Source organism: Streptomyces sp. NPDC046860 (assembly GCF_040645115.1).
Classification (GTDB): Bacteria; Actinomycetota; Actinomycetes; order Streptomycetales; family Streptomycetaceae; genus Streptomyces.
The window spans coordinates 139,686-164,941 of record NZ_JBEYXQ010000001.1 but is presented as its reverse complement, the minus strand read 5'-3'; the positions used below and the strand labels follow the sequence as shown (position 1 = coordinate 164,941).

The 25,256-nt window shown below is 73.5% G+C and carries 28 protein-coding genes and 1 pseudogene; 10 read left to right on the top strand and 19 right to left on the bottom strand.

Annotation, left to right across the window (positions count from 1 at the left end):
* Positions 1 to 118: 118 nt before the first annotated feature.
* Positions 119 to 1,048: a zf-HC2 domain-containing protein gene (locus ABZ898_RS00795; protein WP_361651403.1), complete on the bottom strand. Its 930-nt coding sequence runs from the start codon at positions 1,046 to 1,048 to the stop codon at positions 119 to 121.
* Complete coding sequence (sigE, locus tag ABZ898_RS00790; protein ID WP_361651402.1) at positions 1,045 to 1,827, bottom strand: RNA polymerase sigma factor SigE; 783 nt, start codon at positions 1,825 to 1,827, stop codon at positions 1,045 to 1,047. Before sigE ends, ABZ898_RS00795 begins: the two co-directional genes overlap by 4 nt.
* A gap of 158 nt (positions 1,828 to 1,985) precedes the next feature.
* Here sigE and ABZ898_RS00785 point away from each other — a divergent pair, with 158 nt between their 5' ends.
* Positions 1,986 to 2,699 carry an O-methyltransferase gene (locus tag ABZ898_RS00785; protein WP_361651400.1) on the top strand — a complete coding sequence of 238 codons (714 nt, stop codon included), beginning with the start codon at positions 1,986 to 1,988 and terminating at the stop codon, positions 2,697 to 2,699.
* Positions 2,700 to 2,770: 71 nt separating this feature from the next.
* On the opposite strand, the gene ABZ898_RS00780 is transcribed toward ABZ898_RS00785, so the two are convergent.
* A complete protein-coding gene (locus tag ABZ898_RS00780) occupies positions 2,771 to 2,938 on the bottom strand; it encodes a DUF3117 domain-containing protein (protein ID WP_018544333.1) in 168 nt (55 codons plus the stop codon).
* Positions 2,939 to 3,311: 373 nt separating this feature from the next.
* Here ABZ898_RS00780 and ABZ898_RS00775 point away from each other — a divergent pair, with 373 nt between their 5' ends.
* The gene (locus ABZ898_RS00775) at positions 3,312 to 4,118 is read left to right on the top strand and encodes an enoyl-CoA hydratase-related protein (protein ID WP_361651399.1); all 807 of its coding nucleotides are present in this window, start codon (positions 3,312 to 3,314) and stop codon (positions 4,116 to 4,118) included.
* A 1-nt stretch (position 4,119) separates the two neighbouring features.
* Here the strand turns inward: ABZ898_RS00775 and ABZ898_RS00770 are convergent, their stop codons facing one another.
* Both ABZ898_RS00770 and ABZ898_RS00765 read right to left on the bottom strand, forming a co-directional pair.
* On the bottom strand, positions 4,120 to 4,725 hold the full coding sequence (locus ABZ898_RS00770; protein WP_361651397.1) for a DNA-3-methyladenine glycosylase I: 606 nt from the start codon (positions 4,723 to 4,725) through the stop codon (positions 4,120 to 4,122).
* On the bottom strand, positions 4,722 to 5,069 hold the full coding sequence (locus tag ABZ898_RS00765) for a DivIVA domain-containing protein (RefSeq protein ID WP_361651395.1): 348 nt from the start codon (positions 5,067 to 5,069) through the stop codon (positions 4,722 to 4,724). Before ABZ898_RS00765 ends, ABZ898_RS00770 begins: the two co-directional genes overlap by 4 nt.
* A 157-nt stretch (positions 5,070 to 5,226) precedes the next feature.
* Here ABZ898_RS00765 and folP point away from each other — a divergent pair, with 157 nt between their 5' ends.
* A complete protein-coding gene (gene folP, locus ABZ898_RS00760) occupies positions 5,227 to 6,087 on the top strand; it encodes a dihydropteroate synthase (protein ID WP_361651394.1) in 861 nt (286 codons plus the stop codon).
* A 57-nt stretch (positions 6,088 to 6,144) separates the two neighbouring features.
* On the opposite strand, the gene ABZ898_RS00755 is transcribed toward folP, so the two are convergent.
* Positions 6,145 to 6,903, bottom strand: a complete 759-nt coding sequence (locus ABZ898_RS00755; RefSeq protein ID WP_361651392.1) for a TIGR00730 family Rossman fold protein — start codon at positions 6,901 to 6,903, stop codon at positions 6,145 to 6,147.
* 106 nt (positions 6,904 to 7,009) lie between these two features.
* Positions 7,010 to 8,089: a succinyl-diaminopimelate desuccinylase gene (gene dapE, locus ABZ898_RS00750; protein WP_361651390.1), complete on the bottom strand. Its 1,080-nt coding sequence runs from the start codon at positions 8,087 to 8,089 to the stop codon at positions 7,010 to 7,012.
* 95 nt (positions 8,090 to 8,184) lie between these two features.
* Between dapE and ABZ898_RS00745 the strand changes: the two genes are divergently transcribed.
* Together ABZ898_RS00745 and ABZ898_RS00740 are read left to right on the top strand one after the other, a co-directional pair.
* Positions 8,185 to 9,183, top strand: a complete 999-nt coding sequence (locus ABZ898_RS00745) for a heavy metal transporter (protein ID WP_361651389.1) — start codon at positions 8,185 to 8,187, stop codon at positions 9,181 to 9,183.
* A gap of 292 nt (positions 9,184 to 9,475) precedes the next feature.
* A pseudogene (locus tag ABZ898_RS00740) lies at positions 9,476 to 9,634 on the top strand (ATP-binding protein); the annotation flags it as partial.
* A gap of 184 nt (positions 9,635 to 9,818) precedes the next feature.
* Here ABZ898_RS00740 and ABZ898_RS00735 read toward each other — a convergent pair.
* Both ABZ898_RS00735 and fdxA read right to left on the bottom strand, forming a co-directional pair.
* A complete protein-coding gene (locus ABZ898_RS00735) occupies positions 9,819 to 10,916 on the bottom strand; it encodes a bifunctional succinyldiaminopimelate transaminase/glutamate-prephenate aminotransferase (RefSeq protein WP_361651387.1) in 1,098 nt (365 codons plus the stop codon).
* A 122-nt stretch (positions 10,917 to 11,038) separates the two neighbouring features.
* The gene (fdxA, locus tag ABZ898_RS00730) at positions 11,039 to 11,359 is read right to left on the bottom strand and encodes a ferredoxin (protein WP_018561461.1); all 321 of its coding nucleotides are present in this window, start codon (positions 11,357 to 11,359) and stop codon (positions 11,039 to 11,041) included.
* Positions 11,360 to 11,499: 140 nt separating this feature from the next.
* Between fdxA and ABZ898_RS00725 the strand changes: the two genes are divergently transcribed.
* Positions 11,500 to 12,519: a GNAT family N-acetyltransferase gene (locus ABZ898_RS00725; RefSeq protein WP_361651386.1), complete on the top strand. Its 1,020-nt coding sequence runs from the start codon at positions 11,500 to 11,502 to the stop codon at positions 12,517 to 12,519.
* Positions 12,520 to 12,528: 9 nt separating this feature from the next.
* The gene (locus ABZ898_RS00720; RefSeq protein WP_361651385.1) at positions 12,529 to 13,410 is read left to right on the top strand and encodes a transglutaminase-like domain-containing protein; all 882 of its coding nucleotides are present in this window, start codon (positions 12,529 to 12,531) and stop codon (positions 13,408 to 13,410) included.
* A 57-nt stretch (positions 13,411 to 13,467) separates the two neighbouring features.
* Here ABZ898_RS00720 and ABZ898_RS00715 read toward each other — a convergent pair whose 3' ends face one another.
* From ABZ898_RS00715 to ABZ898_RS00675, 9 genes are all read right to left on the bottom strand, one after another.
* Entirely contained in the window at positions 13,468 to 14,082 is a 615-nt protein-coding gene (locus tag ABZ898_RS00715; RefSeq protein ID WP_361651384.1) for a response regulator transcription factor, read from the bottom strand.
* Positions 14,079 to 15,263: a histidine kinase gene (locus tag ABZ898_RS00710; RefSeq protein WP_361652247.1), complete on the bottom strand. Its 1,185-nt coding sequence runs from the start codon at positions 15,261 to 15,263 to the stop codon at positions 14,079 to 14,081. Before ABZ898_RS00710 ends, ABZ898_RS00715 begins: the two co-directional genes overlap by 4 nt.
* Before the next feature lie 5 nt (positions 15,264 to 15,268).
* A complete protein-coding gene (locus ABZ898_RS00705; RefSeq protein WP_361651382.1) occupies positions 15,269 to 16,027 on the bottom strand; it encodes an ABC transporter permease in 759 nt (252 codons plus the stop codon).
* The gene (locus ABZ898_RS00700; RefSeq protein ID WP_361651380.1) at positions 16,024 to 16,959 is read right to left on the bottom strand and encodes an ABC transporter ATP-binding protein; all 936 of its coding nucleotides are present in this window, start codon (positions 16,957 to 16,959) and stop codon (positions 16,024 to 16,026) included. Before ABZ898_RS00700 ends, ABZ898_RS00705 begins: the two co-directional genes overlap by 4 nt.
* Before the next feature lie 129 nt (positions 16,960 to 17,088).
* Complete coding sequence (locus ABZ898_RS00695; protein WP_361651379.1) at positions 17,089 to 19,344, bottom strand: hypothetical protein; 2,256 nt, start codon at positions 19,342 to 19,344, stop codon at positions 17,089 to 17,091.
* A gap of 152 nt (positions 19,345 to 19,496) precedes the next feature.
* The gene (locus ABZ898_RS00690; protein ID WP_361651377.1) at positions 19,497 to 19,913 is read right to left on the bottom strand and encodes a DUF6113 family protein; all 417 of its coding nucleotides are present in this window, start codon (positions 19,911 to 19,913) and stop codon (positions 19,497 to 19,499) included.
* On the bottom strand, positions 19,910 to 20,764 hold the full coding sequence (gene mshB, locus ABZ898_RS00685; protein WP_361651375.1) for an N-acetyl-1-D-myo-inositol-2-amino-2-deoxy-alpha-D-glucopyranoside deacetylase: 855 nt from the start codon (positions 20,762 to 20,764) through the stop codon (positions 19,910 to 19,912). The genes ABZ898_RS00690 and mshB overlap by 4 nt, the downstream gene beginning before the upstream one ends.
* Entirely contained in the window at positions 20,761 to 21,615 is an 855-nt protein-coding gene (locus tag ABZ898_RS00680) for a helix-turn-helix domain-containing protein (protein ID WP_361651374.1), read from the bottom strand. The genes mshB and ABZ898_RS00680 overlap by 4 nt, the downstream gene beginning before the upstream one ends.
* A gap of 229 nt (positions 21,616 to 21,844) precedes the next feature.
* Entirely contained in the window at positions 21,845 to 22,270 is a 426-nt protein-coding gene (locus ABZ898_RS00675; RefSeq protein WP_361651372.1) for an ATP-binding protein, read from the bottom strand.
* A gap of 183 nt (positions 22,271 to 22,453) precedes the next feature.
* Here ABZ898_RS00675 and ABZ898_RS00670 point away from each other — a divergent pair, with 183 nt between their 5' ends.
* From ABZ898_RS00670 to rho, 3 genes are all read left to right on the top strand, one after another.
* On the top strand, positions 22,454 to 23,329 hold the full coding sequence (locus tag ABZ898_RS00670; RefSeq protein WP_361651370.1) for a helix-turn-helix transcriptional regulator: 876 nt from the start codon (positions 22,454 to 22,456) through the stop codon (positions 23,327 to 23,329).
* Entirely contained in the window at positions 23,326 to 23,532 is a 207-nt protein-coding gene (locus ABZ898_RS00665) for a DUF397 domain-containing protein (RefSeq protein ID WP_361651368.1), read from the top strand. The genes ABZ898_RS00670 and ABZ898_RS00665 overlap by 4 nt, the downstream gene beginning before the upstream one ends.
* Before the next feature lie 330 nt (positions 23,533 to 23,862).
* Complete coding sequence (gene rho, locus ABZ898_RS00660; RefSeq protein WP_361651366.1) at positions 23,863 to 24,996, top strand: transcription termination factor Rho; 1,134 nt, start codon at positions 23,863 to 23,865, stop codon at positions 24,994 to 24,996.
* A gap of 53 nt (positions 24,997 to 25,049) precedes the next feature.
* On the opposite strand, the gene ABZ898_RS00655 is transcribed toward rho, so the two are convergent.
* Positions 25,050 to 25,244, bottom strand: a complete 195-nt coding sequence (locus tag ABZ898_RS00655; protein ID WP_018544306.1) for a hypothetical protein — start codon at positions 25,242 to 25,244, stop codon at positions 25,050 to 25,052.
* Between the last annotated feature and the right edge of the window lie 12 nt (positions 25,245 to 25,256).

The following is a 25,256-nucleotide window of genomic DNA, read 5'->3' as shown; positions in this document are numbered from 1 at the left end:
CCGCGTCGTGCGGCGGCGGGCGCGGTGTGTCGATCCCGTGCCCGGCGTCGATGGCGCGGCGGGCACGGCCTCACAGGATTCAACCAGGTCCGCCGGGCTCGCCGCAGGCGTCGCCGGGTCAGGGAGCCGAGGCGGAGGGGGAGTTCGTCGGCGCGGCGGCCGCGGTGGTCCGGGCCGCCGGGGGCGCGAGGGGCCAGGAGTCCAGGGAGAAGGGGGTGGTCTCGCCGAGCGGGCGTATCAGGGGGGAGACGGCGGCCGCACCGGCCATCACCGGCATGGCGAGGTCCCGCGCGGTGTTGCGCACCCCCGCGTCGACCGGGGCCGTGATGCCCGGCAGCAGGGGCGCGGAGGCGGTGACCGGGGCCGCCGGGGTGCGGTCGGGCGCGTCCTCGCCCTGTGCGAGCAGCGGGGCCTCGGAGCGCCGGCGCTGGGTGTCGGGGGCCGCGGTGGCGGCGGTGCTGCCGGAGCCCGCCGAGCGGGAGGGGGCGACGTTGCTCCCGGCGCCAGCGCCGCCGCGGGCGTCGGCGGTGAGGCTGCCGGGCAGGGCGGTGGTCACGCCGCCGAGGGCGACGGCCGCGAGGGAGACCGCTCCGGCGGCCGCGACGGCGAACCGCAGCCCGCGCGAGGAGGGCCGGTCGGCGACGGGGTGGACGCGGAAGCCGCGCTGCCCGGAGGCGTGCGCGGAGGCGGCCGGGACGTACCGGAACGCGAACCGCTCGCCGTCGCCCATGCCGAGGACGCCCTCGCCGGGACCGCGTCCGAAGGAGCCGCCGGGGCTCGCCGGACCGTCGGCGTCGCCGCCGGGGAGGCCCTGGAGGCGGGCGAGGAAGGATTCGGAGGGCGGGGGCGGGGCGGCCTCCGCGAAGACGTTCTTCAGCCGGCGCTGCGCATCGGCCTCGGCCCGGCACCGGCAGCAGGTCGCCAGGTGGGCGAGGACGCGGTCGCGCGACTCATGACCGAGTTCTCCGTCCACCAGGGCGGAGAGCCGGTCTCCCAGATGCTGTTCCGCGAGGTGTGCCTCCGCGGGGTTCGGTCCGGTTCCACTCACGCGGGCGTGCCCCCTGCCCCCAGTGCGGGCACCCGAGGCATGAAGGAACGGCGCTCGGCCTTGCGGGCCTCGGGAGAGCGGTGGGCGAGAGCCTTGCGGAGCTGCGACCGGCCCCGGTGGATACGGGAGCGGACGGTGCCGAGCTTGACGCCGAGGGTCGCGGCGATCTCCTCGTACGACAGCCCCTCGATGTCGCACAGCACCACGGCGGCGCGGAACTCGGGCGCGAGGGTGTCCAGGGCCTGCTGGACGTCGGCGTCGAAGTGGGCGTCGTTGAAGACCTGCTGCGGGGAGGGCTCGCGGCTGGGCAGGCGCTCGGCCGCGTCGTCGCCCAGGGCGTCGAAGCGGATGCGCTGCTTGCGGCGGACCATGTCCAGGAACAGGTTGGTGGTGATGCGGTGCAGCCAGCCCTCGAAGGTGCCCGGCGAGTACGTCGACAGTGAGCGGAAGACGCGGACGAAGACCTCCTGGGTGAGGTCCTCGGCGTCGTGCTGGTTGCCCGTCAGGCGGTAGGCGAGGCGGTAGACGCGACCGCTGTGGGTGCTGACGATCTCCTCCCAGGTGGGCGGAGTCCACGCCTGCCCGTCCGCGTCGGTGGCGAAGGTCGCGGTCTGGGTCTCGCCTGCGGCGGGACCGGCGGCGTGGTGGTCAGCAGCGGTGTCGGTCACGGATTTCGGCCTGCCCGAACCGAGGAAGCGCCGCAGCACTCCGGCCCGGTCCTCGGGTGCGGCCGCACCTCCCCTGTCGGCTCTGGTGGTGTCCAGTGGAGCCCCTACCATAGCCACCTCGCCCGTTAGCTCCGGATAAGCGGTTTTACGAGAATTTGACACCCGCTGACCAGGCTCATCCACCCGCGTCAGCATGTGATCCACACCCTCCGTCACCTCTCACCCCCGTCGCGTGCCGGCCGTGCTCCGCGCACGTCGGCTCTCCTTATGTGAACGCTCGGTCCCATCAGCGGGTTCCCGGCGCAACGGATACAGTCACGCCGAGGCAATCACGGGGACAGGAGAGGGTCATTACCGGCAACCGGCAGACGAGCTGGGCGTTCGCCGACGCCTTTGTCGCCGAGGACGAAGCACTGCGCTGGGCCCGCGACCGTGCCCGCGACGCGGGGCTGCGCTCGGTGGCGCCCAGCACGGGTGCCGCGCTGCGACTGCTCGCCGCCTCCGTGGACGCCAAGGCCGTCGCCGAGATCGGCACCGGCTGCGGCGTGTCCGGCATCCACCTGCTGCACGGGATGCGCCCCGACGGGGTCCTGACCACCGTCGATCCGGAGCCGGAGCACCAGCAGTTCGCCCGGCAGGCGTTCCGCGCCTGCGGCTTCGCCAGCAACCGGGCCCGCTTCATCCCGGGCCCCGCCCTCGACGTCCTGCCGCGGCTGGCGGACTCGGGCTACGACCTCGTCTTCTGCGACGGTGACCGGCTGGAGTACTCGGACTACCTCGCTGAATCGTTGCGCCTTCTCAGACCCGGCGGGCTGGTGGTCTTCGAGGGCGTCTTCGCCAGCGGCCGCACCGTCGACTCCGGCCCGCAGCCCACCGAGGTGGTCCGGCTGCGCGAGCTGCTGCGCACGGTGCGGGAGAGCACGGAGCTGGTGACATCGCTGCTGCCGGTGGGCGACGGGCTGCTCTGCGCCGTCAAGCGCTGACGCTCCGGACACGCGACTGCCCCGGCACCGCGTGGGTACCGGGGCAGTCGGAAGGAAAAGATCTCAGCGCGTCAGACGACGACCTTCTTCAGGGCGTCGCCGAGCGCCTCGGCCTCGTCGGGGGTCAGTTCGACGACGAGTCGCCCGCCGCCTTCGAGCGGAACGCGCATGACGATGCCCCGCCCCTCCTTGGTCACCTCGAGCGGGCCATCACCCGTCCGCGGCTTCATGGCCGCCATGCTCGTACCCCTTCCTGAAACCAGGCTCATCGTCTGCCGACGACCCCACGGAGGGCACCCGCGGTCCAGGAGGGACACGCGACACCGGCATCGAACACATTGCTTCCCAGCCATTATCCCGCATCCCAGGACCCGATGACCAACATCGGTCCGCATCGCTTGGACAACGCGCGCGAGCAAAACCACTCAATTCGGGGATGTGCCTGCGATACTGCGCCACCCTCGGCATGCCTCGCCGCCCCGTCCGTGTCGCTTTTGTTAGACGCAGGTCACACGTCCGGTGCGACTGCCGGGCCGGGATCTCCGCCATGCTGTGCACGGACAACGACGTACCGACCGGTACGTCATCAGCCGCGAACGGAGGGGACGCGCCATGGCCGACACCGTGCTCCACGAGGTGAACGACGGGCTCGCCACGATCACCCTGAACCGCCCGGAGGCGATGAACGCGCTGAACATCGCCACCAAGAACGCGCTGCGCGAGGCCGTCGAGGCCGCGGTGGCGGACGACGCGGTGCGGGCGATCCTGCTGACCGCGGCGGGTGAGCGGGCGTTCTGCGTGGGCCAGGACCTCAAGGAGCACATCGGGCTGCTCGCCGCCGACAGGCAGGGCGAGGGCGGCGGGAAGACGATGAGCACCGTCAAGGAGCACTACAACCCGATCGCGCGGGCGCTGGCCGGGGCGAAGAAGCCGGTGATCGCCGCCGTCAACGGCGTGGCGGCCGGTGCGGGCTTCGGCTTCGCGCTCCTCGCCGACTACCGGCTGGTCGCGGACACGGCCGCCTTCAACACCTCGTTCGCGGGCGTGGCGCTCAGCGCCGACTCCGGCCTGTCCTGGACGCTGCCCCGCGTGATCGGCACGAGCCGCGCCACCGACCTGCTGCTCTTCCCGCGCAGCATCGGCGCCCAGGAGGCGCTGGACCTGGGCATCGCCAACCGGGTCGTCCCGGCCGCCGAGCTGCGCGCCGAGGCCGAGAAGGTGGCGCGGGCGCTGGCGGAGGGCCCGACCGTGGCGCTCGCGGCGATCAAGGAGGCCGTGGCCTACGGGCTGACCCACTCGCTCGACGAGGCGCTGGAGAAGGAGGACGAGCTCCAGACCCGCGCGGGTGCCTCCGAGGACCACACCATCGCGGTGCAGGCGTTCGTGAACAAGGAGAAGCCCAAGTACCTGGGCCGCTGAGTCACGGGGCGCCGTCGCGCGCGGCGGCGCCCCGGCTGACGCAGGCCGCGAGGTGGTCGTCGACCAGCCCGCACGCCTGCATCAGCGCGTACGCCGTGGTCGGGCCGACGAACCTCAGGCCCCGCTTCTTCAGTGCCTTGGACAGGGCGGTGGACTCCGGGGTCACGGCGGGCACGTCGGCGAGCACCTTAGGGACCGCGCGGGCGGCGGCGTCGGGGGCGTGCGACCAGATCAGCTCGTCGAGGTCGCCCTCGGACCAGCCGGCCAGCTCGCGCGCGTTGGCGAGCGTGGCGTCGACCTTGGCGCGGTTGCGGATGATGCCCGGATCGGCGAGGAGGCGCTCGCGGTCCTCGCCGGTGAAGGCGGCGACCTTCTCGATCCGGAAGCCGGCGAACGCGGTACGGAAGGTGGGGCGGCGGCGCAGGATCGTGATCCAGGACAGGCCGGACTGGAACGCCTCCAGGCTGAGCCGTTCGAAGAGGGCGTCGTCCCCGTGCACCGGGCGGCCCCACTCGTCGTCGTGGTAGGCGACGTAGTCCTCGGTGGACAGTGCCCAGGGGCAGCGCAGCGCGCCGTCGGCCCCGGCGACGGCGTCCCCGGTGCTCATCGGCCGTCCTCCGGTCCGGGCTCGTCCGGCCGGGGGTGGGTGGCGCGGGCGCCGGCGAGCGCGGCCTGGAGGTCCGCGATCCGCGCGTCCCGCTCGCCGAGTTCGGCGGCCAGGCGGCTCAGCGCGTCGTCGACGTCGGCCATGCGGTACCCGCGCGGGGCGAGGGGGAAGCGCAGGCTCTCCACGTCGGCGCCGCCGAGCGGGCGGTCCGCGGGCAGCGGGTCCTGGAGCCGCTCGGGCGCGGCGTCCTGGAGCGGGGCGCTCTCTCCGCCGCCCACCACGGCGAGTGTCACCGCGCCGACCACGACGGCCAGCGCGAGGACCAGGAACAAGAACATCAGCATCGCCAGGGTTCCCCAAGCTCGATGTGCCGGACGCCGGGTCTTGTCGGACCTCGCGTCCGGAAGCCGGATGTGTCTGGGTCCGATCGTGCCATGCGAGGCTGACAGTCCGGGCCGCAGGCGGCCGGGACGTCCGAGGTACGAGGAGAGGTCACAGGGGATGCTCAGGCTGGGCAAGCGGGAATTCGGGGCGCGTGAACCGGTGATCATGGCGATCGTGAACCGGACCCCGGACTCCTTCTACGACCGGGGGGCGACGTTCGCCGACGACGCCGCCCTCGCGCGCGTGGAGCGCGCCGTGGCCGAGGGCGCGGCCATCGTCGACATCGGCGGGGTGAAGGCCGGGCCGGGCGAGGAGGTCACCGCCGAGGAGGAGGCCCGGCGCACGGTCGGCTTCGTGGCGGAGGTCCGCCGCAGCTTCCCCGACGTGATCATCAGCGTGGACACCTGGCGGGCCGAGGTCGGCGCGGCGGTGTGCGAGGCGGGCGCCGACCTGCTGAACGACGCGTGGGGCGGCGTGGACCCCGGCCTCGCGGAGGTCGCCGCGCGCTACGGGGCGGGCCTGGTGTGCACGCACGCCGGGCGCGCCGAGCCCCGTACGCGTCCGCACCGGGTGGCGTACGACGACGTGATGGCCGACATCCTGGACGTCACCGTGGGCCTGGCCGAGCGGGCGGTGGCGCTCGGGGTGCCGCGCGAGTCGGTGCTGATCGACCCGGGGCACGACTTCAACAAGAACACCCGGCACAGCCTGGAGGCGACGCGGCGGCTGGACGAGATGGTGGCGACGGGCTGGCCGGTGCTGGTGTCGCTGTCCAACAAGGACTTCGTCGGGGAGACGCTGGACCGGCCGGTGAAGGAGCGGCTGATCGGCACACTGGCCACCACGGCGGTGTCGGCGTGGCTCGGGGCGCAGGTGTACCGGGTGCACGAGGTGGCCGAGACCCGGCAGGTGCTGGACATGGTGGCGTCCATCGCGGGCCACCGGCCTCCGGCGACGGCCCGCAGGGGTCTCGCCTGACAGGGGTTCCCCTTACGGGACGGCCCCCAGTGGCCGCCCCGTAAGGGGAACGAGGTACTACCGGGCGGCTTCCTTGGAGACCAGGGCGACCGCCTCGTCCACGTCGTCGGTCACGTGGAACAGCATCAGGTCCTTCTCCGCCGCCTTCCCCTGCGCGACCAGCGTGCTGCGCAGCCAGTCCACGAGTCCGCCCCAGTACTCGCTGCCGAACAGCACGATCGGGAAGCGGGTGACCTTCTGGGTCTGCACCAGGGTGAGCGCCTCGAACAGCTCGTCCAGCGTGCCGAGCCCGCCGGGCAGCACGACGAAGCCCTGCGCGTACTTCACGAACATCATCTTGCGGACGAAGAAGTACCGGAAGTTGAGTCCGATGTCGACGTACGGGTTCAGCCCCTGCTCGAAGGGCAGCTCGATGCCGAGGCCGACCGAGATGCCGCCGGCCTCCAGCGCGCCCTTGTTGGCCGCCTCCATGGCGCCGGGGCCGCCGCCGGTGATCACGGCCCAGCCGGCCTCGACCAGACCGCGCCCGAGCCGCACGCCCGCGTCGTACTCGGGCGAGTCGACCGGGGTCCGGGCCGAGCCGAACACGCTGATCGCGGGCGGGAGTTCGGCGAGGGTGCCGAAGCCCTCGATGAACTCCGACTGGATGCGCAGCACCCGCCAGGGGTCGGTGTGCACCCAGTCGGTGGGGGCGCGCTCGTCCAGCAGCCGCTGGTCCGTGGTGCTGGCCTGGACCTGGCCCCGCCGCCGGAGCACCGGGCCGAGACGCTGCTCGTCCGGTGGGCGCTTCTTCCCCTCGGGGTTTCCGGTAGCCATGTGCGCTCCCTCCGCTTGCCGGTAGTTCGCCCTCAGCCTAGATCCGCATCCGTTACGGAGGGGGGACGTGAGCATGTCCGGAACGCGGCGCCGCGTGGTGCGGGCGTCACGCGGTGAGCCAGGCGCGCAGCCGCTCCTCGCCCGCGAGGATCTTCGCCGTCTCCACGCGCTCGTCCCGCTTGTGCGCCAGGTGAGGGTTGCCGGGGCCGTAGTTGACCGCCGGGATGCCGAGGGAGGCGAAGCGGGAGACGTCCGTCCAGCCGTACTTGGGGCGGGGCGTGCCGCCGACCGCCTCGATGAAGGCCGCGGCGGCGGGGTGGGACAGGCCGGGCAGGGCGGCGCCGCTGTGGTCGTCGATCACGAACTCCTCGACGCCGCAGTCCGCGAACACCTCGCGCACGTGCGCGATCGCCTCCTCCTCGGTGCGGTCGGGGGCGTACCGGAAGTTGACCGTGACCACGCACTCGTCCGGGATGACGTTCCCGGCCACTCCCCCGCCGACGCGGACCGCGTTGAGGCCCTCGCGGTACTCAAGACCGTCGATCACCGGCCACCGGGGTTCGTAGGAGGCGAGGCGGGCGAGGATCGGGGCGGCCGCGTGGATGGCGTTGGAGCCCATCCAGCCGCGCGCGGAGTGGGCCCGCTCGCCCTTGGTCCGCAGCAGCACCCGCAGGGTGCCCTGGCAGCCGCCCTCGACCTCGCCGTCGGAGGGCTCCAGCAGGACCGCGAAGTCGCCGTGGAGCAGTTCGGGGCGGGCCTCGGCGAGGTGCTTGAGGCCGTTGAGTTCGGCGGCGACCTCCTCGTTGTCGTAAAAGACGAAGGTGAGGTCGCGGTTGGGTTCGGGGACGGTGGCCGCGATGCGCAGCTGGACCGCGACGCCGGACTTCATGTCGCAGGTGCCGCAGCCCCACAGGACGCCGTCCGCGTCGAGCCGTGAGGGGACGTTCTCCGCGATCGGGACGGTGTCGATGTGCCCGGCGAGGATGACGCGTTCCGCGCGGCCCAGAGCGGTGCGGGCGATCACGTTGTTGCCGAAACGCTCCACCGTGAGGTGGGGCAAAGCGCGCAGGGCGGTCTCGATCGCGTCCGCGAGGGGCTGCTCGGTGCCGCTCTCCGACGGGATGTCCACGAGCCGGGCGGTCAGTTCGGCGGCGTCCAGCGTGAGGTCAAGGGTGGTGTCGGCCATGCTGGTGACCCTAACGCCCGCCGCCCCGGCCCCCGCCGCACCACCGGGTGCGGGCCCGCGGCGAGGCTGGTCGCGCGCTCCAGTACCTTGTACGCGTGTCAGAGCCGTCCCCTTCTCGCCCCAAGCGTCGCGGCCGTGTGTTCCGGATCGGTGCGGCCCTGCTCGTCCTCGCCGGTGTCGGCGCCTACCTCGTGGTCCAGTACGTGACCGGAGGCGGCGCGGCGCGCGGCTGCACGGTGGTCTCCGTGAAGGGCGACGCCACGTCGTACGCCTTCACGCCGGAGCAGGCCGTGAACGCGGCCACCATCGCCGCCGTCGGCACCGGGCGCGGCATGCCCCAGCGGGCGGTGACCATCGCGCTCGCCACCGCCCTGCAGGAGTCGGGGCTGCGCAACATCACGCACGGGGACCGGGATTCGCTGGGCCTGTTCCAGCAGCGGCCCTCGCAGGGCTGGGGCACCGAGCGGCAGATCATGGACCCGGCGTACTCGGCGGGCATCTTCTACGCGCATCTGGCCCGGGTGCCGGGGTACACCGGACTCCCGCTCACCGTGGCGGCGCAGAAGGTGCAGCGCAGCGGCTTCCCGGAGGCGTACGCCAAGCACGAGCCGGACGCCACGCTGCTGGCCGCCGCTCTCACGGGCCGTTCGGCGGCCACCCTGACCTGTGACGGCCGCACCGCGCGCACGGCCGAGGCGGCCGGCCCGGACGCGGTACGGGCGGCGCTGGTACGGGACTTCGGGCGGGACGCGCTCCAGGAGACCGGGGCGGAGGTGGGCGGCACGGCGGTCCCCTCGCCCTCTCCCTCGCCGAGCGTGACCGCCACGGCGCGGGGGCGGACGGTGACGGTCCCGGTGCCGCACGGCACGCGGACGGACGTCCACGGGCGCACCGAGCGGGAGCGGGGGTGGCAGCTGGCCCAGTGGGCGGTGGCCAACTCCTCGGCGCTGCACATCGCCCGGGTGTCGTACGAGGGGCGCGAGTGGACGGCGTCCAACGGCGGCGGGGACTGGCACGCGGTGCGGACCTCGTCGTCGGGAGCGGCCGGCGCGGAGTCGTCGCTGGCGTCCGTCCGGATCGTCGCGGGGTCCTGAAAGGGCCGCGGACGCTTGTGCGGGGACACCCTCGTACGGGTTGCGGGGGCGGTCGGGGGGCGTGTGCGGGGGCGGGCCGGGGAGCAGGGCCCCGATCCCTTGCGCCTCAAGGGGTGTAAGGATTCTGCGGGGCGGCTCCGGGACAGGCTTTGCCCGTTTTTATCCACACCTGATAATGCGATGCGTTATCCAGTCTTTACCTTCGGCGTCCGCAACCTTCGGCGGGTTCGAGCGGTAGTCACTGCGTCCGGGCTCGGACACCACACCGTTCTCTCCTGTCGAATGGAGCATCATGTCCCTCCCCCTGACTCGCCGGATCACCCAGGCCGCGCTGCTCGTCGCCGCCGGTGCGGCCGCCGGGGTCGGCGCCGCCGGCACCGCCGGTGCGGCCACCAACCAGCCCGCCGTGCCGGACCTCGGTGGTCTGACCAAGCTGGACGGCGGGCACGTGGACAAGGCCGTGGGCGGGCTGGCGGACAGCAAGGCCGTGAAGAAGGCCGTCCCGGCGCCCGCGGCCGGCAAGGCGGCGGGGAACATGCTCGGCGGCCTCCCGCTGAAGGGGCTGCCGCTCGGCTAGTCACCGCGTGGCGAAGGGGGGTCCTGGGCGTCTGCCCGGACCCCCCTTCGCCGTGTGCCTACGCGGTCAGCCGTGCCACCGCTTCGTCGATCCGCTCGTCCGTCGCCGTCAGCGCGACGCGGACGAACTCCGCGCCCGCCTCGCCGTAGAAGTCGCCGGGGGCGACCAGGATGCCGAGGCCGGCCAGGTGGGCGACGGTGTCCCAGCAGGACTCGCCCCGCGTGGACCACAGGTAGAGGCTGGCCTCGCTGTGCTCGATGCGGAAGCCGTGGGCCACCAGGGCGGCGCGCAGGCGGTCGCGGCGGGCGGCGTAGCGCTCGCGCTGGAGGCGTACGTGCTCGTCGTCGCCGAGGGCGGCGACCACGGCCGCCTGGGTCGGCGCGGAGGTCATCATGCCGCCGTGCTTGCGGATCTCCAGCAGCGGCATCAGCACCGCCGGGTCGCCCGCGAGGAAGGCCGCGCGGTATCCGGCCAGGTTGGACCGCTTGGAGAGGGAGTGGACGGCCACGATGCCGTCGTAGGAGCCGCCGTTGACGTCCGGGTTCAGCACCGAGACGGGGTCGGCCTCCCAGCCGAGCTCCAGGTAGCACTCGTCGGAGACGATCAGCACGCCGTGCTCGCGGGCCCAGGCCACGATGCCGGTCAGTTCCTCCTTGGAGAGGACCTTGCCGGTCGGGTTGGACGGCGAGTTGAGCCAGAGCAGCTTCAGGTTGGCCGGGTCCAGTTCGCGCGGGTCGTCGTAGACCACGTGTCCGGCGCGGGCGAGGCGGGCGCCGACCTCGTAGGTCGGGTAGGCCAGGCGCGGGTAGGCGACCTCGTCGCCGGGGCCGAGGCCGAGCTGGGTCGGCAGCCAGGCGACCAGTTCCTTGGAGCCGACGACCGGCAGGACGTGCCGGTGGGTGACGTCGCGGGCGCCGAGGCGGCGCTCCAGCCAGCCGGTGATCGCGTCGCGCAGCTCGGGCGTGCCCCAGACCGTCGGATAGCCCGGCGAGTCGGCGGCGCCGGCCAGGGCCTTCTGGATCAGCTCGGGCACCGGGTCGACCGGGGTGCCCACGGACAGGTCGACGATCCCGCGGGGGTGCGCGGCGGCGGTCTTCTTGTAGGGCTCCAGCTTGTCCCAGGGGAAGGCGGGGAGCCGGTCGGAGACTGCGGACACGGGACTGCTCTCTTTCCTAGGTACGGCAAACGCCTCGGTCCCGTACCGCCGCGGTCGGGGTCGACCGGGCCGTACGGGACCGAGGCGGCACGCTCATGCGGGCCGCCGGCCCGGCGAACGGGTCACTCGCCCTGCGGCGGGAGCGCGGCGATGAAGGGGTGGTCGCGCTCGATGAGCCCCAGCTTGCTGGCGCCGCCGGGAGAACCCAGCTCGTCGAAGAACTCGACGTTCGCCTTGTAGTAGTCCTTCCACTCCTCCGGAGTGTCGTCCTCGTAGAAGATCGCCTCGACCGGGCAGACCGGCTCACAGGCACCACAGTCGACGCATTCGTCCGGGTGGATGTACAAGGACCGCTGGCCCTCGTAGATGCAGTCGACCGGGCACTCCTCGATGCACGCCTTGTCCTTGACGTCGACACAAGGCTGCGCGATGACGTAGGTCACGCTGTCGTTCCTCCTCGATAGGGCGCTGGCGGGCCTCCTCAGGCTCCGCCGCCTGGCGCGCGGGAGCGCGGCGTCGTCGATGCCCGCCCCTAGTATCTCCGTTCCGGAGCGTGATCCGAACAGGAGGGGTGGAGCGACCCGTGGAAATCTCGGTGACAGGACTGCTCAAGGTCCTCATCACCCCAGCAGACGTGGGCAAAAGGGTATCCGTACGGCAGTTGACGGGATCGGGTGCGGCGGGCGAGAAGTTCACCGACACGGTAGGTGTTCTCACATCCTGGGACGACGACGGCGTGCTCATGATCACACGGCGGGACGGCCGGGTGGTCAGGGCCGAGGCGTCGTCACTGGTGGCGGGCAAGGTCGTGCCGGCCGCCCCGGCGCGTCGCCGGGGTCCGGCGGCGGGGTACGGGGAGCTGGCGCGGACGGCGGCGCGTGCGTGGCCGCCGGTGGAGAGCGAGCCGCTCGGCGAGTGGGAGCTGCGGGCGGCCGGCGGCTTCACCCGGCGCGCGAACAGCGTGCTGCCGCTCGGCGAGCCGGGGCTTCCGCTCGACGCGGCCCTCTCTTCCGTAAGACGCTGGTACGGCGAGCGCGGACTGCCCGCCTATGTCCAGACCGCCACCGGTGCCGAGGGCACGCAGGAGCTGCTGTCGGCGGAGCTGGAGCGGCGGGGCTGGACGCGGGAGGTCACGGCGGAGCTGTGGACCGGGGAGACGGCCCCGGTCGCGGACCGGGCCGCGGGCTCGGGTGTGCTGCTCTCCCGCGAGGCGGACGAGGCGTGGCTCGCGCGGTACGGGCGCGAGGGAGTGAGTGAGGTGGCCCTGCGGGTGCTCGGCGGCGGGCGGTCGGTGTGGTTCGCCCGCGTGCCCGGCGCGGACGGTGAGCCGCCCGCGGCGATCGGGCGGTGCGTGGTGGACGGCCGCTGGGCCGGTTTCGCCGCGGTGGAGGTCGATCCGGCGCGGCGGCGGCAGGGGCTGGCCACCGAGGTGATGGCGGCGCTGGCGCGGCGGGCGCTGGAGGAGGGCGCCTCGGCGGCGTGGCTCCAGGTCGAGGAGGACAACGAGGGCGCGCGGCGCCTGTACGACGGGCTGGGCTTCGCCCGGCACCACGCCTACCACCACTACCGGGAGCCGGACGCGGCCGGCTCCGGGCGGCCGTAGGGGCCCGCCGTGGACGCCCAGGAACCCCGCCGCCCCGCTTTCCCGCCCCCGTACCCGCCCGGGGCCGAGCGGTCGGCCGAGCTGCGGCGGCGGTTCACGGAGGAGGCGCGGTCGCAGTGGCCCGACCTGTCCGCGCTGTGCCTGCTGATCGGCGCGGAGGCGGACGGCACGCTGGACGAGGCCGGGATGGACGCGGTCCAGATCGAGCTGGACGAGCTGGCGGGCCGGCTGCCGTACCGGCCGGGCGAGCCGCTGGCCTGGGCCCGGGCGGTGGGCCGGCTGCTGGGCGGCACGGGCGGTTTCCGCGGGAGCGCCGGGGAGTACGAGCGGCTGGAGTCCTCGCTGCTGCACTCGGTGCTGCGGCGGCGGCGCGGGCTGCCGATCCTGCTGTCGGTGGTGTGGATGGAGGTGGCGCGGCGGGCGGGCGCCCCGGTGTACGGGGTGGCGCTGCCGGGGCATTTCGTGGTCGGGTTCGGCACGGCCGGCGACCGGGTCCTCGCGGACCCCTTCGACGGGGGCCGGGTGCTCAGCGGTGTGGACACCGAGCTGCTGGTGGCCGGGGCGACGGGCGCGCCGCTGGAACCCTCGATGCTGGTCCCGGCGGCCCCGCTCCAGGTCGTGCAGCGCGTCCTGAACAACATCCGCGCCTGGGCCACCTCCCGCCCGGAGCGCTCCGACGTGGCCCTGTGGGCCGTGGAGCTGGCGATGCTGCTGCCGTCCCGCCCGGCCCGCCTGCGCTACGAACGCGCCCGTCTGCTGGTCCAGCGCGGGGAGTTCACCGAGGGCGCGGCGGAGCTGGAGGCGTACGCGGAGCTGGTCTCGGTGGTCGATCCGACGGCCGAGGAGAAGGCCCGCGCCCAGGCCCACGCGGCGCGGGCGCTGCTCAACTGACGGCGCTGCTCAACTGACGGCGCTGCTCAACTGACGGCGCTGCTCAACTGACGGGGGTCAGAGCCAGCCCTTCTCCCGGGCGATCCGCACGGCCTCCGCCCTGTTGCGCACCGCCAGTTTCTGGATCGCGGTCGAGAGGTAGTTGCGGACCGTGCCCTGGGAGAGGTGGAGGGCCCGGGCCAGCTCGGCGTTGGTGGAGCCGTCGGCCGCGGCGCGCAGGATCTCGCGCTCGCGGTCGGTGAGCGGGTTGGCGCCGTCGGCGAGGGCGGCGGCGGCCAGGGTGGGGTCGATGACGCGTTCCCCGGCGAGCACCGTGCGTACGGCGGCGGCGAGTTGGGCGGCGGGGGCGTCCTTGACGAGGAAGGCGTCGGCGCCCGCCTCCATGGCGCTGCGGAGGTAGCCGGGGCGGCCGAAGGTGGTGAGGACGACGAGCTTCACGCCGGGGTGCGCCCGGTGGACCTGAGCGGCGGCCTCGATCCCGGTGCAGCCGGGCATCTCGATGTCCAGCAGGGCCACGTCGACCCCGTGCTCGGCGACGGCGGCCAGGACCTCGTCACCGCGCGCGACCTGCGCGACGACCTCGATGTCGTCCTCCAGCCCGAGCAGGGCGGCGAGCGCCTCGCGGACCATCGACTGGTCCTCGGCCAGGAGGACCTTGATCGTGCTCGTCATGACCCGGATACTACGTCCGCGACGGCGGCCGACGGGACGCGGGCGACCAGCCGGAAACCCTTGGCGGACCGGCCCGCCTCCAGCGTGCCGCCGGTCTTCTGGAGCCGTTCGGTGAGGCCGGTCAGGCCGTTGCCCGGCCCCTTCCCCGGGCCGCCGGAGCCGTTGTCCTCGACGGAGAGTTCCAGCACCGGCCCGTCCAGGGTGTGCCGGTGCAGCAGTTCCACCGCGCACCGCTCGGCCCCGCTGTGCCGGACGACGTTGGTGACCGCCTCGCGCAGGGTCCAGGCGAGGGCGGCCTCCGCCTCCTCGGGAAGTCCGGCGAGGTCGGGCTCGCCGGGGATCTCGGCGACGACTCCGGCCGCCGTCAGCGCGACCTGCGCGCCCGCTAGCTCGGCGGCGAGCCGGGGCCGCCGGTAGCCGGTGACGGCCTCGCGGACGTCGACCAGGGCCTGCCGGCTGACCCGCTCGATGTCGGCGACCTGCTGGGCCGCCTGGTCCGGGCGGCCGGGGAGCATGCGTCCGGCCAGTTCGCTCTTGAGCGTGATCAGGGACAGCGAGTGTCCCAGCAGGTCGTGCAGGTCGCGGGCGAGCCGCAGCCGCTCCTCGTTGGCGGCGAGCTGCGCCACCGTGGCCCGCGCCTTGCGCAGCTCGACGGTGGTGCGGATCAGCTGCCGTACGCCGGTCATGGCGAAGCCGATCAGCACCACCAGCAGCAGGAGGTTGCGCGCCTCCTCCTGGCCGGAGTGCAGTCCGACCAGGTACATCAGGGCCGCCGAGGCCGGGATCGCCCAGTAGGTGGCCGGGGTGGGCAGGGTCGCCCCGCAGGCCACCGAGAGGTAGACGAAAAGGCCGAGCCAGGCGCTGCCGAGGGTGTAGGCGAGGAGCGGGGCGAGGACGCCGAGGACCAGCAGGAGCAGGACGACGGCCGGGCCGGAGAAGGACCTGCCCATGTTCCGGAAGACCAGCGCCAGGTAGACCGCGACGAACGCGGCGAGTCCGGCCGCTCCGGCCCAGGTGGCGGCCGTGCCGTGGCCGCCGCTCACCAGGTCGTGGACGGGCGAGCTGAGGAAGACCAGCCAGACGCCGATCCACAGCAGCTTCACCCACAGCTCCCGCCGGCCTCGCGGCGTACGCCCCACGGGGGTGTCCGACGCGGGCCCGGCGTACGGGTCCTCGGTCATCGCGTTCACGCCTTCAGCGTGTCCTTCCGGTACAGCCAGGCCGCGCCGCCCGCGAAGAGGACGAAGTACACGGCGAGGACGGCGACGTCCCGCGCGTGCGGGGCCTGGCTCTGTTCGACCGCGCGTCCCAGGGCAGCGTACGCGTACGTCGGCAGCCACTCGGCGATGTTCTGGAGCCACCGGGGGAAGCCGGCCGAGGGCATCCACAGGCCGCCGAGGAGGGAGAGCGCGAAGTAGACGATCATCGTGATGGGGCGTACCGCGTCCCCGGAGGCGAGGTAGCCGATGGCGACGCCGAGCGCGGCGAAGACGAGGCTGCCGGCCCAGATGACGCCGGTGAGGGCTAGCCACTGCCAGGCGTCGAGCGTCACGTCCTTCACGACGGCGGCGACGATGAACACCATCACGATGGACGGCAGGCTCACCACGGCCGCGCTGGCCGTCTTGGCGAGGACGTAGCCGTGGCCGGGCAGCGGGGTCAGCCGGAGCTGGCGCACCCAGCCGCTCTCGCGCTCCTTGGCGATGCGCTCGCTGTTGCCCATCAGCACGGCGGTCAGGGCGCCGAAGGAGGCCATGGAGACCATGAGGTAGGTGGCGACGGTCAGGCCGGTGCCGTCCACCTTCTCGCCGGTGCCCGAACTCCCCGCGAAGATCAGGAAGATGATCGAGGGGTAGAGCACGGAGAAGAACAGGAACTTGCGGTTGCGCAGGGCGCGGGCGAGTTCCAGCTTGATCAGGGCCCGTGAGGCGAGGATGCCGGTCATGCGCGCTTGGCCTCCTCGGCCTCGGTGATGGCGACGAAAGCCTGCTCCAGGCCGAGGCCGGCGACTTCCAGGTTGCGGGGGTAGAGGCCGAGCCCGTACACGGCGTGCACGGTGGCGTCGGCGTCGGCGGACTGGATGCGGACGGTCTGTCCGGACACGTCGAACGAGGTGAGCGCGGGCAGGGCGGCGAGCGCGGTCTCGTCGATGGTGCCGGTGAGGTCGAAGGAGACCCGGCGGGCGCCCGCGCGGGCCTTGATCTCGGCGGCGGTGCCGTCGGCCAGGAGCCGGCCCCGGTGCAGCACCAGCACGCGGTCGGCGATGGCGTCGGCCTCTTCGAGGTAGTGGGTGGCGAAGAGGACCGTACGGCCCTGGTCGGCCTGGTCGCGCATGGTGGCCCAGAACGCGTGCCGGGCGGAGACGTCCATGCCGGTGGTGGGCTCGTCCAGCACGATCAGGTCGCTGTCCCCGGCCGTGGCCAGGGCGAAGCGGACGCGCTGGGCCTGGCCGCCGGAGAGCTTGTTGACCTTGCGGTCGGCGATCTGCGTGATGCCGGCGCGCGCGAGCACCTCGGAGGCGGGGTGCGGGCGGGGGTGCAACGAGCGGGCGAGGCCGACCAGTTCGGCGACGGTCACGTCCTCCATCAGCCCGCCGCTCTGCAGCATCGCCCCGACCCGCCCGGCGACGATGGCCTCGCGCGGACTGGTCCCGAACACGGTGACCTGCCCGGTGTCGGCCTGCTTGAGGCCGAGCAGCAGATCGAGCGTCGTGGACTTGCCCGCGCCGTTGGGGCCGAGCAGGGCGACGGTCTCCCCCGGCCGCAGCGCGAGCGACAGCCCGTCGACCGCGCGCACCTCCCCGTACACCTTGCTCACCTGGTCGAACCCGGCCACCACCGGCGCGGCGGTGGCGGTCGGTACCGCTGTCGTCGTCATGCCGTCCATGCTGTCCGCCCCGGGCCACCGGACGGCAGTGCCTTCGGTCCTGGGTGCCGGATGACAGATGTCATACGACGGCGGGGGCACCCGGAACGCCTCCGGATGCCCCCGCCGTACCGCGCCCTGCTAGTTGGGCTTGGTGTCGATGGTGCCGATGCGCTGGGCCGGGGTCTTGCCGACCAGGGCCTTGCGCAGGGCGGCGACGACGTCCTGGGGGAGGATGCCGCGCTTGCCGGTCGCGCTCTCGACCTGCACCCCGTCGAAGGTGGTGCCGTAGGCCGCCTTGAGCGCTTCCAGGTCGTAGGTGTCGGTGAGCTTGCCGCCCACCGCCTTGAACCCGAGGATCTTCGGCAGCGACTTGGGGCCGAAGTTGATGCTGTGCGCCGTGTCGACCTGCACCGTCACGATGTTCGACATCGCGGGCTCCGCGAACGCCTTCATCATCCGGTTCACCTCGGCGTCGGGCACCGTCGGCTGCTTGGTGGTGGAGGGGACGCTGACCGGGGCCGCGGTGCCGGTCTCGATCAGGGTGCGGTAGGCCTGCTCGACCGCCTTGCCGGAGGCGGCCGCGTCGACGGCCTTGCCCGGCTTGCCGTAGACCGCGACGGCCTTGCCGGACTTGAAGGTGATGCCGCCCTCGACGACCGAGCCCGAGCCGCCGCCCGCCTGCTGCAACGCGACCTGGAGCTTCTCCTCGTCCACCGGGGTGACCGGCTGGACGACCCGCTTCTGGCCGAAGAGGGAGCCGATCACGGAGACCGGGTTGTAGTCGCTCTTGGCGGCCTCGGCGACCGTGGCCGCGTAGTCGAACTGGAGGCCCGCCTTGTCCGGGGTGAGGGCGACGGCGGAGCCGCCCACGGACAGCTGGAGCGGCTTGTTCACCCGGCCGCGGAAGGTGTCGTCGAGCTTCTTGACGGCGTCGTCGCGGGTGCCGCCGCCGATGTCCAGACCGAGCACGGTGGTGCCCTTGGGCACGTCGGTGCGGTTCATCAGCAGTCCGGCGCCGTAGGCACCGCCCACGACGACGACCACACCGGCGACCAGCAGCATGAGCTTGCTGCGGCCCTTCTTCTTCGGCGCCGGAGCGGCCTTCGCCTGCGGGGCGGCCGGCTTGGGCGCGGTGTACGCGGCGGGGTCGGCGCCCGGGGTGGGGCCGAACGGGTCGGCCTCGTCGCCGGGGAAGACGGGGATGCCGCTGGTGACGGTGTGTCCGGAGACGCCCTGCGGCCCGCGGCCGGGACCGCCGGGACCACCGGGGGCGGCGGCCAGCGGCTGCGGGGTGAGGATCGCGGTGTCCTCACCCGGGGTGCCGCCGGGCCGCGGAGCGCCGTGCGGGCCGGGGCCCGCGCCCTGCGCGCTCTTGGGCGCACCGCCGCCGGGGGCGCGGAACGCGGGCGGGCCGTCGAAGGGCTCGCCGGGCTCCATGCCCCGCATGCCGGGGGCACCGGGGGCGCCAGGTGCGTTGCCCGGGACCGGGCGGGTGGGCAGCGGGCCGTCGCCGGTGACCGGGCCGCCGGTCGGGCCCGCCGGGCCCTGGGGACCGGGTGCGCCCGGACCACCGGGGCCGCCCATGCCGTTCGGGCCGCCGGGGCCGCCGCGGCCGTTGGCGCCGGGCGCGCCGGGGCCACCGGCCGGGGCGCCGCCGTTGTCGGAGAAGAACGGCAGGTCGTCGCGGGTGGCGTCACCGGCGCGGGCGCCGCCGCGCGGACCCGAGGCCAGCGCCTCGGTCACGTCGAAGGAGCCGGTGCCACCGCCGTGGCCCGGCGCGACCGGGCCGCCCGTGGCACCGGACATGCCGGCGCCGTTGGTGCCGCCGGGGCGGGGTCCGCCGGGCGCGGGGGTGCCCGGCGCGGGGGCGGAGGGGCGCGGGGCGGGGGCTCCGGTGCCGGGGCCGAGGGCCGGGGCGGAGGGGCGCGGAGCGCCCGCTCCGGCGGCCGAACCGCCAGGCATTCCGGCGCCGTTGGTACCGCCGCCGCCCGAACCGCCCTTGGGGCCGCCGGACTTGCGGGGGTTGAACCAGTCGCTGGTCTTCTCCTCCGCCTGCGGCGCGGCCTCGGGGGCCGGCTTGGCGACGGGCGGGGCGGCGGGCTCGGGCCGCGCGTCGGCGCGCGGTTCGTCGCCGCCGGTCTCGCTTCCCGCGGCGCCGTCGACGGTCTTGCGCACGACGACCGGCGGAATGGGCCGCGATCCGGGGATGTTGATCCGGATGCGCGTGGTCAGCGTGGTCTCGGTCTTGCGGTCCTCGGGACGCGCGTCCGGACTTCCCGCGCCGGTCCCGTCGCCGGAAGCCATGGGGGTCCCGTACGGCGGTGTGCCGGAGGGGTATGCGGCTCCGCCGCGCCCGTTGGGCCCGGAGGACGGAGTGTCAGTTTCACGACTCAAGGCAGGTTCTCCCGGTTGGCTCCGCCGCCCGTCACGACCTCAGCGGGCATCTCGGCGGCGCGCACCACCATACTGGCCACCTCTGGCGGGAATCCCACGACCGCCGGGGAAATCCGCACCGGACCCGCACGAGGGCCACGCGAAGTGGTACGTCACTTGCCAAGTCGATCGGAGGGCCCGCCGGGTTGCCGTCCGGGGGCCAAGGTGGCGCAGATCACAGCGAGTGCCATGCCTCCGAGCAGGAAGACGTACGAGCCGCCGCCCGCGCCGAACATGAAGTCGCCCTCCGGGCGGCTGGCGGTGAGCAGGATGACGACGATGATCCAGCCGAGCACCGGCGCGACCGCCCCGGACCGTCCGCGCAGCAGGTAGCCCCCGCCGAGGAAGACCCCGGCCGCGCCCGCGAGGGCGAGCAGCAGGCCGAGCGGGAACCAGGCGGCCTGGAGCAGTGCCCCGGCGACGCCGACGACCGCGCCGAGCAGGCACAGCCCGAGCAGCGCGGCCATCCGGCCGAAGGAGGGGCGTTGCAGCGGCTGGGCGAGCATCGACCCGCGTCCGGCGTCGCTCATGACGCCACCTCCACTCCGGCGAACAGGTCGCTCTCGCCGGGCTCGGCGTGGCCCTGGACCAGCTCGTAGTACTCGGTGGTGAACAGCGGCTGGGCCAGGTCGTTGGAGAGCGCGAAGTACTCGCCCGCGACGGTGATCTGGGTGGCGTGGGCGCGCATCGCGGCGGCCTTGGCGGCGGCGTGCGCGCTGCCGTCGACGGCGGTGGTGACGCGCTCGTCGGGGACCACGCCGGGCAGGTCGGCGATGTCGGCGGCCTTGCCGAACGGCAGCCCGGGCAGGTCGTCGGCGAGGCGCGCGAAAGCGTCCTCGACGACCGAGCGGGGCATGCGGTTCCAGTAGACCTTGGCCACCCGGTGGCCGCGTGCGGCGGCCAGCTCGACGGCGCGCATGGCGACGCGGTGGGCCTGGATGTGGTCGGGGTGGCCGTACCCGCCGTTGTCGTCGTAGGCGACGACGACCTGCGGCCGGACCTCCAGCAGCACGTCCGCGAGCGCCCCGGCGGCCTCGTCGAGGTCGGCCTGCCAGAAGCAGGCGGGGTCGTCGTTGTCCGGCAGTCCCATCATCCCGGAGTCCCCGTACCGCCCCGCGCCGCCGAGCAGCCGCACGTCCGTGACGCCCAGCTCGCCGAGCGCGGCGTCCAGCTCGCCCTTCCGGTACGCCCCGAGCGCGGCCCCTTCGAGGTGCGCCAGCTCGGGCGGGATGACCTCCCCCCGCTCCCCGAGCGTGCAGGTCACCAGGGTCACGTGCGCCCCCTCGGCCACGTACTTGGCCATGGTCGCGCCGTTGTTGATCGACTCGTCGTCCGGGTGCGCGTGCACCAGCAGCAGACGCCGGGAGGGCAGTTCCGTCATGGGCCCCAGCGTACGAGGCCGGAGCCCGCGGAGCTTTCCCGGCAGTCGCGGCACAGGCCCGGTTCGGGGGCCCGGAAGCCCCGGTCGCAGCCGCCGCAGTTCTGGAGGGGGTGGCGTACGGCGGGTTGCGGGGCGGGCGGGGAGAAAGGGGGCGGGGGTGGGAGCAGCGCGGTCAGGCGGTGGGCGAGCAGTGCGGCGGGGCGGTGCAGGGGGCCCTCGGGGAGACCTTCGGTGAGGGCTGCGCGCAGGGCCGCCGGGGTGATGTCGCGCTCCAGCCAGGCCGCCGCGCCGGGGGCCAGGTGGGAGGTGTCGTCGGTGGAGAGCAGCAGGCGGCTGTCGTGGCGGCGCAGGCCCGCCAGGAGGTCGGTGGCCGGCTGGAGGAGGGCGGAGGTGACGGGGACCGGCACGGCGGGCAGCGCCTTGCGCCGGGCGGGGGCGGGGGCCGTGCGCGCCCGGTGCTCCCTCTCCTGGCCGCGCGGGGCGCCGGGCTGGTTGCAGGAGATCGTCCGCGTGATGATGCGGCCGCCGGGGACACGTTCGCGCACGCGCCGCAGGTAGCCGTGCCGCTCCAGCTCGCGCAGGGCGGCGGCGATCCGGGTGGCCCCTTCCGGGAACCTCGCGGCCAGGCTCTTGATGGCGATGTGGGCGCCGGGCGGCAGCGACTGGATGTGCGTCCCGAGTCCGATCGCCAGCAGGGAGAGGTCCGCGTGCTGGGCCAGGTGGTTGCCGATCACCGTGAAGCGGCTGGTGTGGCGGGAGTTGTCGTGGACGAGGCCACCCCGGTTCGGGTGGCCGTTGCCCGCATCGCGGGACCGTGCGCGCGAGGGCGCGCTAGGGTGCTGGGTATCCATCAGGAAGGGCCTAACTTCCTCGGTGGTCAGGCCCTCGCACTGGGAAGCCACTCCCGGCGGGGGCCGACGTATGTCTGCGGTTGTCGGGCCGAGCGTAGAGCCCTCAGGGGTGGCAATTGCCAGTCGAGTAGGCGATGTTCACCCGCCCGAGTGAGCGAGGCTCCACGGGCCGCCACGGGCGGGAGGGGTGGGGCTTGGTGGGGGTGCTTTCCCCCAGGTCTTCCGGGTCTTACTGATCGCGCCCGGCACCGGAACACGCCGCCACGGGTTCCGGTCCCGGCAGCCCCAGTTCGGCCCAGACGATCTTGCGCGGGAACCGGTCCTCCGCGACCCCCCAGCGGTCGGCCAGCGCGTCCACCAGAAGCAGACCCCGGCCGCTCTCGGCGTCCTCCTCCGGGGCACGGCACACCGGACGCCGGTCACCGCGCGTGTCCGTCACCTCGATACGGAGGGTGTCCCGCCCGGCGTACAGCCCCAGCCGGAAACTCCGCCCCGGCAGGCGGCCGTGGGTGATCGCGTTGGCCGCCAGCTCGGCGACGATCTGCCCCGCCTCCTCCCACGGCAGCCCCCAGCTCCGGAGCTGTTCGGCCGCGAGCAGCCGGGCCAGCCGGGCACCTCGCGGCGTCGAGGAGAACAGCAGACTGAAGTCGTGCACACGGACATCGAGTTGGGCAGCGGCCCCGGCGTTTTCCTGATTCACATCACCCAGAGTGTCCGCCGAGCCCTACCGTGAGGAGTGATCGCACCGTTGCGTACGGTCACTGTCGGCACGTTGTCCGGGGGTGTCCACGCTGTCCGGCAGGGGGTGCGGGCGGGACGACGGACCGGAGGGGCGCGCATGTCGGTGGAGACGGGGTCGGCACGACCGGCGGCGGAGACGGAGGAGCCCGGCTGGGAGCTGGAACCGGACGACGAGTGGGGCGCGGCCGTGATCGCCACGGTGGGACGCCAGTTGAAGCTGCGCCGCGAGGCGGCCGGGCTCCGCGCCGCCGAGTTCGGCACGCGGATCGGGTACGGCGAGGACCTGGTCTACAAGGTGGAGGCGGGCAAGCGGATTCCCCGGCAGGAGTTCCTGGACAGGGCGGACGAGGTCCTGGACGCGGGTGGTCTGATCGCGGCGGCGTGGGAGGACGTGAAGAGGGTCCGGTATCCCAGGAAGGTCCGCGAACTGGGCAAGCTGGAGGCGCAGGCGGTCGAGATCGGGGTGTACGAGTGCAACATCATCGCCGGGTTGCTGCAGACGCCTGAGCACGCACGGGCGCTGATCGGGGCGGCACAGCCGCCGTACTCACCGGACGACGTGGAGCGAATGGTGGCTGCGCGGCTGGCCCGGCAGTCGGTGTTCGACCGCGTCCCAGCACCGCCGATTCACTTCGTGCTGGAAGAGGCTCCCCTGCGTCGCCAAGTCGGAGGCACAATGGCATGGCGACGGCAGCTCGAACGCCTCCTGGAGGTAGGACAGTTGCATAACGTCACGCTCCAAGTCATCCGGACGAACACCGAGGCCCATCCCGGTCTCGACGGCAGGATCGAGCTGCTGAAGTTCGCGGACGGCACCGCGATGGGCCGCTCCGATGGGGCGTTCAACGGTCGGCCGACCTTGGACCCCAAACAGCTACGCGTCCTTGAGCTGCGGTATGGCACGATCCGGGCTCAGGCGCTCTCGCCACGGGAGTCGCTGGCCTTCATCGAACAACTGCTGGGAGAGACATGATCCGCAAGACCACGGCCGGAGAAACCTCCGAGCTTGTGTGGTTCAAGAGCAGCTACAGCGGCGGAACCGACGGCAACTCCTGCGTGGAACTCGCCGTCACCCCCAGCACCGTCCACGTCCGCGACTCCAAGCACACCGAGGGCCCCCGGCTGGCCCTCGCCCAGAAGACCTGGGCGGCCTTCGTCGCGGGTGTGCGCGACTGACGCCTGACGGCCCCGGCACAGCCCGCCGGGGCCCGCTCTCGTACCGCGTCCCCCTTGACGCCACCCTCCGCACGGGTACAGTGCGATGAGCGGCATGTCCGCGCCCTTCTTTACGGCGCCGGTGCCGCATCCCTCTCCCAGCCCTTGTGCCGTTGGTCGTCGACCAGGCCGGGCTTCTTCTCGGTAGCACCTCCTGACCAGGGCTTTTCCTGTCCGGTCACGGTGTCGTCCCGTCGCCCGGAGGCAGGCGTGTCCGCCCCTCCGCGATCCGCGACCCCTCCCCTCCCCCTCGGCCTGTGCCGTTCTCCGTCCGGAAAGGACACCCCGACCATGACCACCACCCTCGAACCCCCCGCCCGGGCCGCGGAAGCGACCCGCGCCGTCACCGGCGTCCTGGACGTCGACGCGCACGGGAAGGGGCACCTGCGGGCCGCCACGACCCTCCTGCCCTCCCCCGCCGACCCGCGCGTCCCGCCCGCGCTGATCCGCCGGTACGGACTGCGCAAGGGCGACCTCGTCGAAGGCGCCGTCGGAGCGCAGCGCACCCTGACCGAGGTGGCCGGCGTGGACGGCCGCCACCCCTCCGGGCAGCGCCGGGACTTCCGCGACCTGACGCCTCTCCACCCGCACCGGCGCCTGCGCCTCGAACACCCCGCGTCCGGCCCGGCCGGACGCCTCACCGATCTGCTCGCCCCCGTCGGCAAGGGCCAGCGCGGGCTGATCGTGGCCCCGCCGAAGAGCGGGAAGACCGTCCTGCTCCAGCAACTCGCCGCGGCCGTCGCGGGCAACCACCCCGAGTGCCGCCTGATGGTGCTGCTGCTGGACGAACGCCCGGAGGAGGTCACCGACATGCGCCGCTCGGTGCGCGGCGAGGTGTACGCCTCCACCTTCGACCGGCCCGCGAAGGACCACATCGCCCTCGCCGACCTCGTCGTGGAGCGGGCCAGGCGGCGGGTGGAGGCCGGGGAGGACGTCGTCATCCTGCTGGACTCGCTGACCCGCCTGTGCCGGGCGTACAACAACGCGGCGGGAGCGGGCGGACGGACCCTGAGCGGAGGCGTCGACGCGGGCGCGCTCATCGGCCCCAAGCGGTTCTTCGGCGCCGCCCGGCAGGCCGAGGAGGGCGGTTCGCTGACCATCCTCGCCAGCGCGCTCGTGGACACCGGGTCACGCGCCGACGGATTCTTCTTCGAGGAGCTGAAGGGCACCGGCAACATGGAGATCCGGCTGGACCGGGAGGCGGCGGCCCGTCACGTCTTCCCGGCCGTCGACATCGACCGCAGCGGCACCCGCCGCGAGGAACTCCTGCTGGACGCGGACGAACTGGCGGTCACGCGAGGACTTCGCCGCGCCCTGCGCTCCCAGGGGGAATCCTCACTGGAGACCCTGCTCAAGCGGATGCGCGAGACCCCGGACAACGCCGCGTTCCTGCGCCGCGTGCGGCCGACCCTGCCGGCCGCCTGAGCGCCGTGCCCGGCGGGTGGGGTGCCCGGTCGTGAGGACACCCCGGGCCCGCGTCAGAACTTGATGCTTCCGATCATGCTGGCGACGTTCGTGGTCAGCTCGCTGATCGTGGGTGCGATGGTCGAGGAGGCGAGATAGAAGCCGAGGAGCATGCAGATGGCGGCGTGCCCCCCTTTCAGTCCCGACTTCTTGATCAGCAGGAAGACGATGATCGCCAGCAGCACCACCGCCGAAATCGAGAGTGCCACGGCGGCTCACCT

Excerpts from the sequence above, each read along its gene's own strand:
- sigE (WP_361651402.1), bottom strand. The coding sequence starts at position 1,827 with ATGGTAGGGGCTCCACTGGACACCACCAGAGCCGACAGGGGAGGTGCG.
- ABZ898_RS00780 (WP_018544333.1), bottom strand. The coding sequence starts at position 2,938 with ATGGCGGCCATGAAGCCGCGGACGGGTGATGGCCCGCTCGAGGTGACC.
- ABZ898_RS00775 (WP_361651399.1), top strand. The coding sequence starts at position 3,312 with ATGGCCGACACCGTGCTCCACGAGGTGAACGACGGGCTCGCCACGATC.
- ABZ898_RS00770 (WP_361651397.1), bottom strand. The coding sequence starts at position 4,725 with ATGAGCACCGGGGACGCCGTCGCCGGGGCCGACGGCGCGCTGCGCTGC.
- ABZ898_RS00765 (WP_361651395.1), bottom strand. The coding sequence starts at position 5,069 with ATGCTGATGTTCTTGTTCCTGGTCCTCGCGCTGGCCGTCGTGGTCGGC.
- folP (WP_361651394.1), top strand. The coding sequence starts at position 5,227 with ATGCTCAGGCTGGGCAAGCGGGAATTCGGGGCGCGTGAACCGGTGATC.
- ABZ898_RS00755 (WP_361651392.1), bottom strand. The coding sequence starts at position 6,903 with ATGGCTACCGGAAACCCCGAGGGGAAGAAGCGCCCACCGGACGAGCAG.
- dapE (WP_361651390.1), bottom strand. The coding sequence starts at position 8,089 with ATGGCCGACACCACCCTTGACCTCACGCTGGACGCCGCCGAACTGACC.
- ABZ898_RS00715 (WP_361651384.1), bottom strand. The coding sequence starts at position 14,082 with ATGACGAGCACGATCAAGGTCCTCCTGGCCGAGGACCAGTCGATGGTC.
- ABZ898_RS00710 (WP_361652247.1), bottom strand. The coding sequence starts at position 15,263 with ATGACCGAGGACCCGTACGCCGGGCCCGCGTCGGACACCCCCGTGGGG.
- ABZ898_RS00705 (WP_361651382.1), bottom strand. The coding sequence starts at position 16,027 with ATGACCGGCATCCTCGCCTCACGGGCCCTGATCAAGCTGGAACTCGCC.
- ABZ898_RS00700 (WP_361651380.1), bottom strand. The coding sequence starts at position 16,959 with ATGACGACGACAGCGGTACCGACCGCCACCGCCGCGCCGGTGGTGGCC.
- ABZ898_RS00690 (WP_361651377.1), bottom strand. The coding sequence starts at position 19,913 with ATGAGCGACGCCGGACGCGGGTCGATGCTCGCCCAGCCGCTGCAACGC.
- mshB (WP_361651375.1), bottom strand. The coding sequence starts at position 20,764 with ATGACGGAACTGCCCTCCCGGCGTCTGCTGCTGGTGCACGCGCACCCG.
- ABZ898_RS00680 (WP_361651374.1), bottom strand. The coding sequence starts at position 21,615 with ATGGATACCCAGCACCCTAGCGCGCCCTCGCGCGCACGGTCCCGCGAT.
- ABZ898_RS00670 (WP_361651370.1), top strand. The coding sequence starts at position 22,454 with ATGTCGGTGGAGACGGGGTCGGCACGACCGGCGGCGGAGACGGAGGAG.
- ABZ898_RS00665 (WP_361651368.1), top strand. The coding sequence starts at position 23,326 with ATGATCCGCAAGACCACGGCCGGAGAAACCTCCGAGCTTGTGTGGTTC.
- rho (WP_361651366.1), top strand. The coding sequence starts at position 23,863 with ATGACCACCACCCTCGAACCCCCCGCCCGGGCCGCGGAAGCGACCCGC.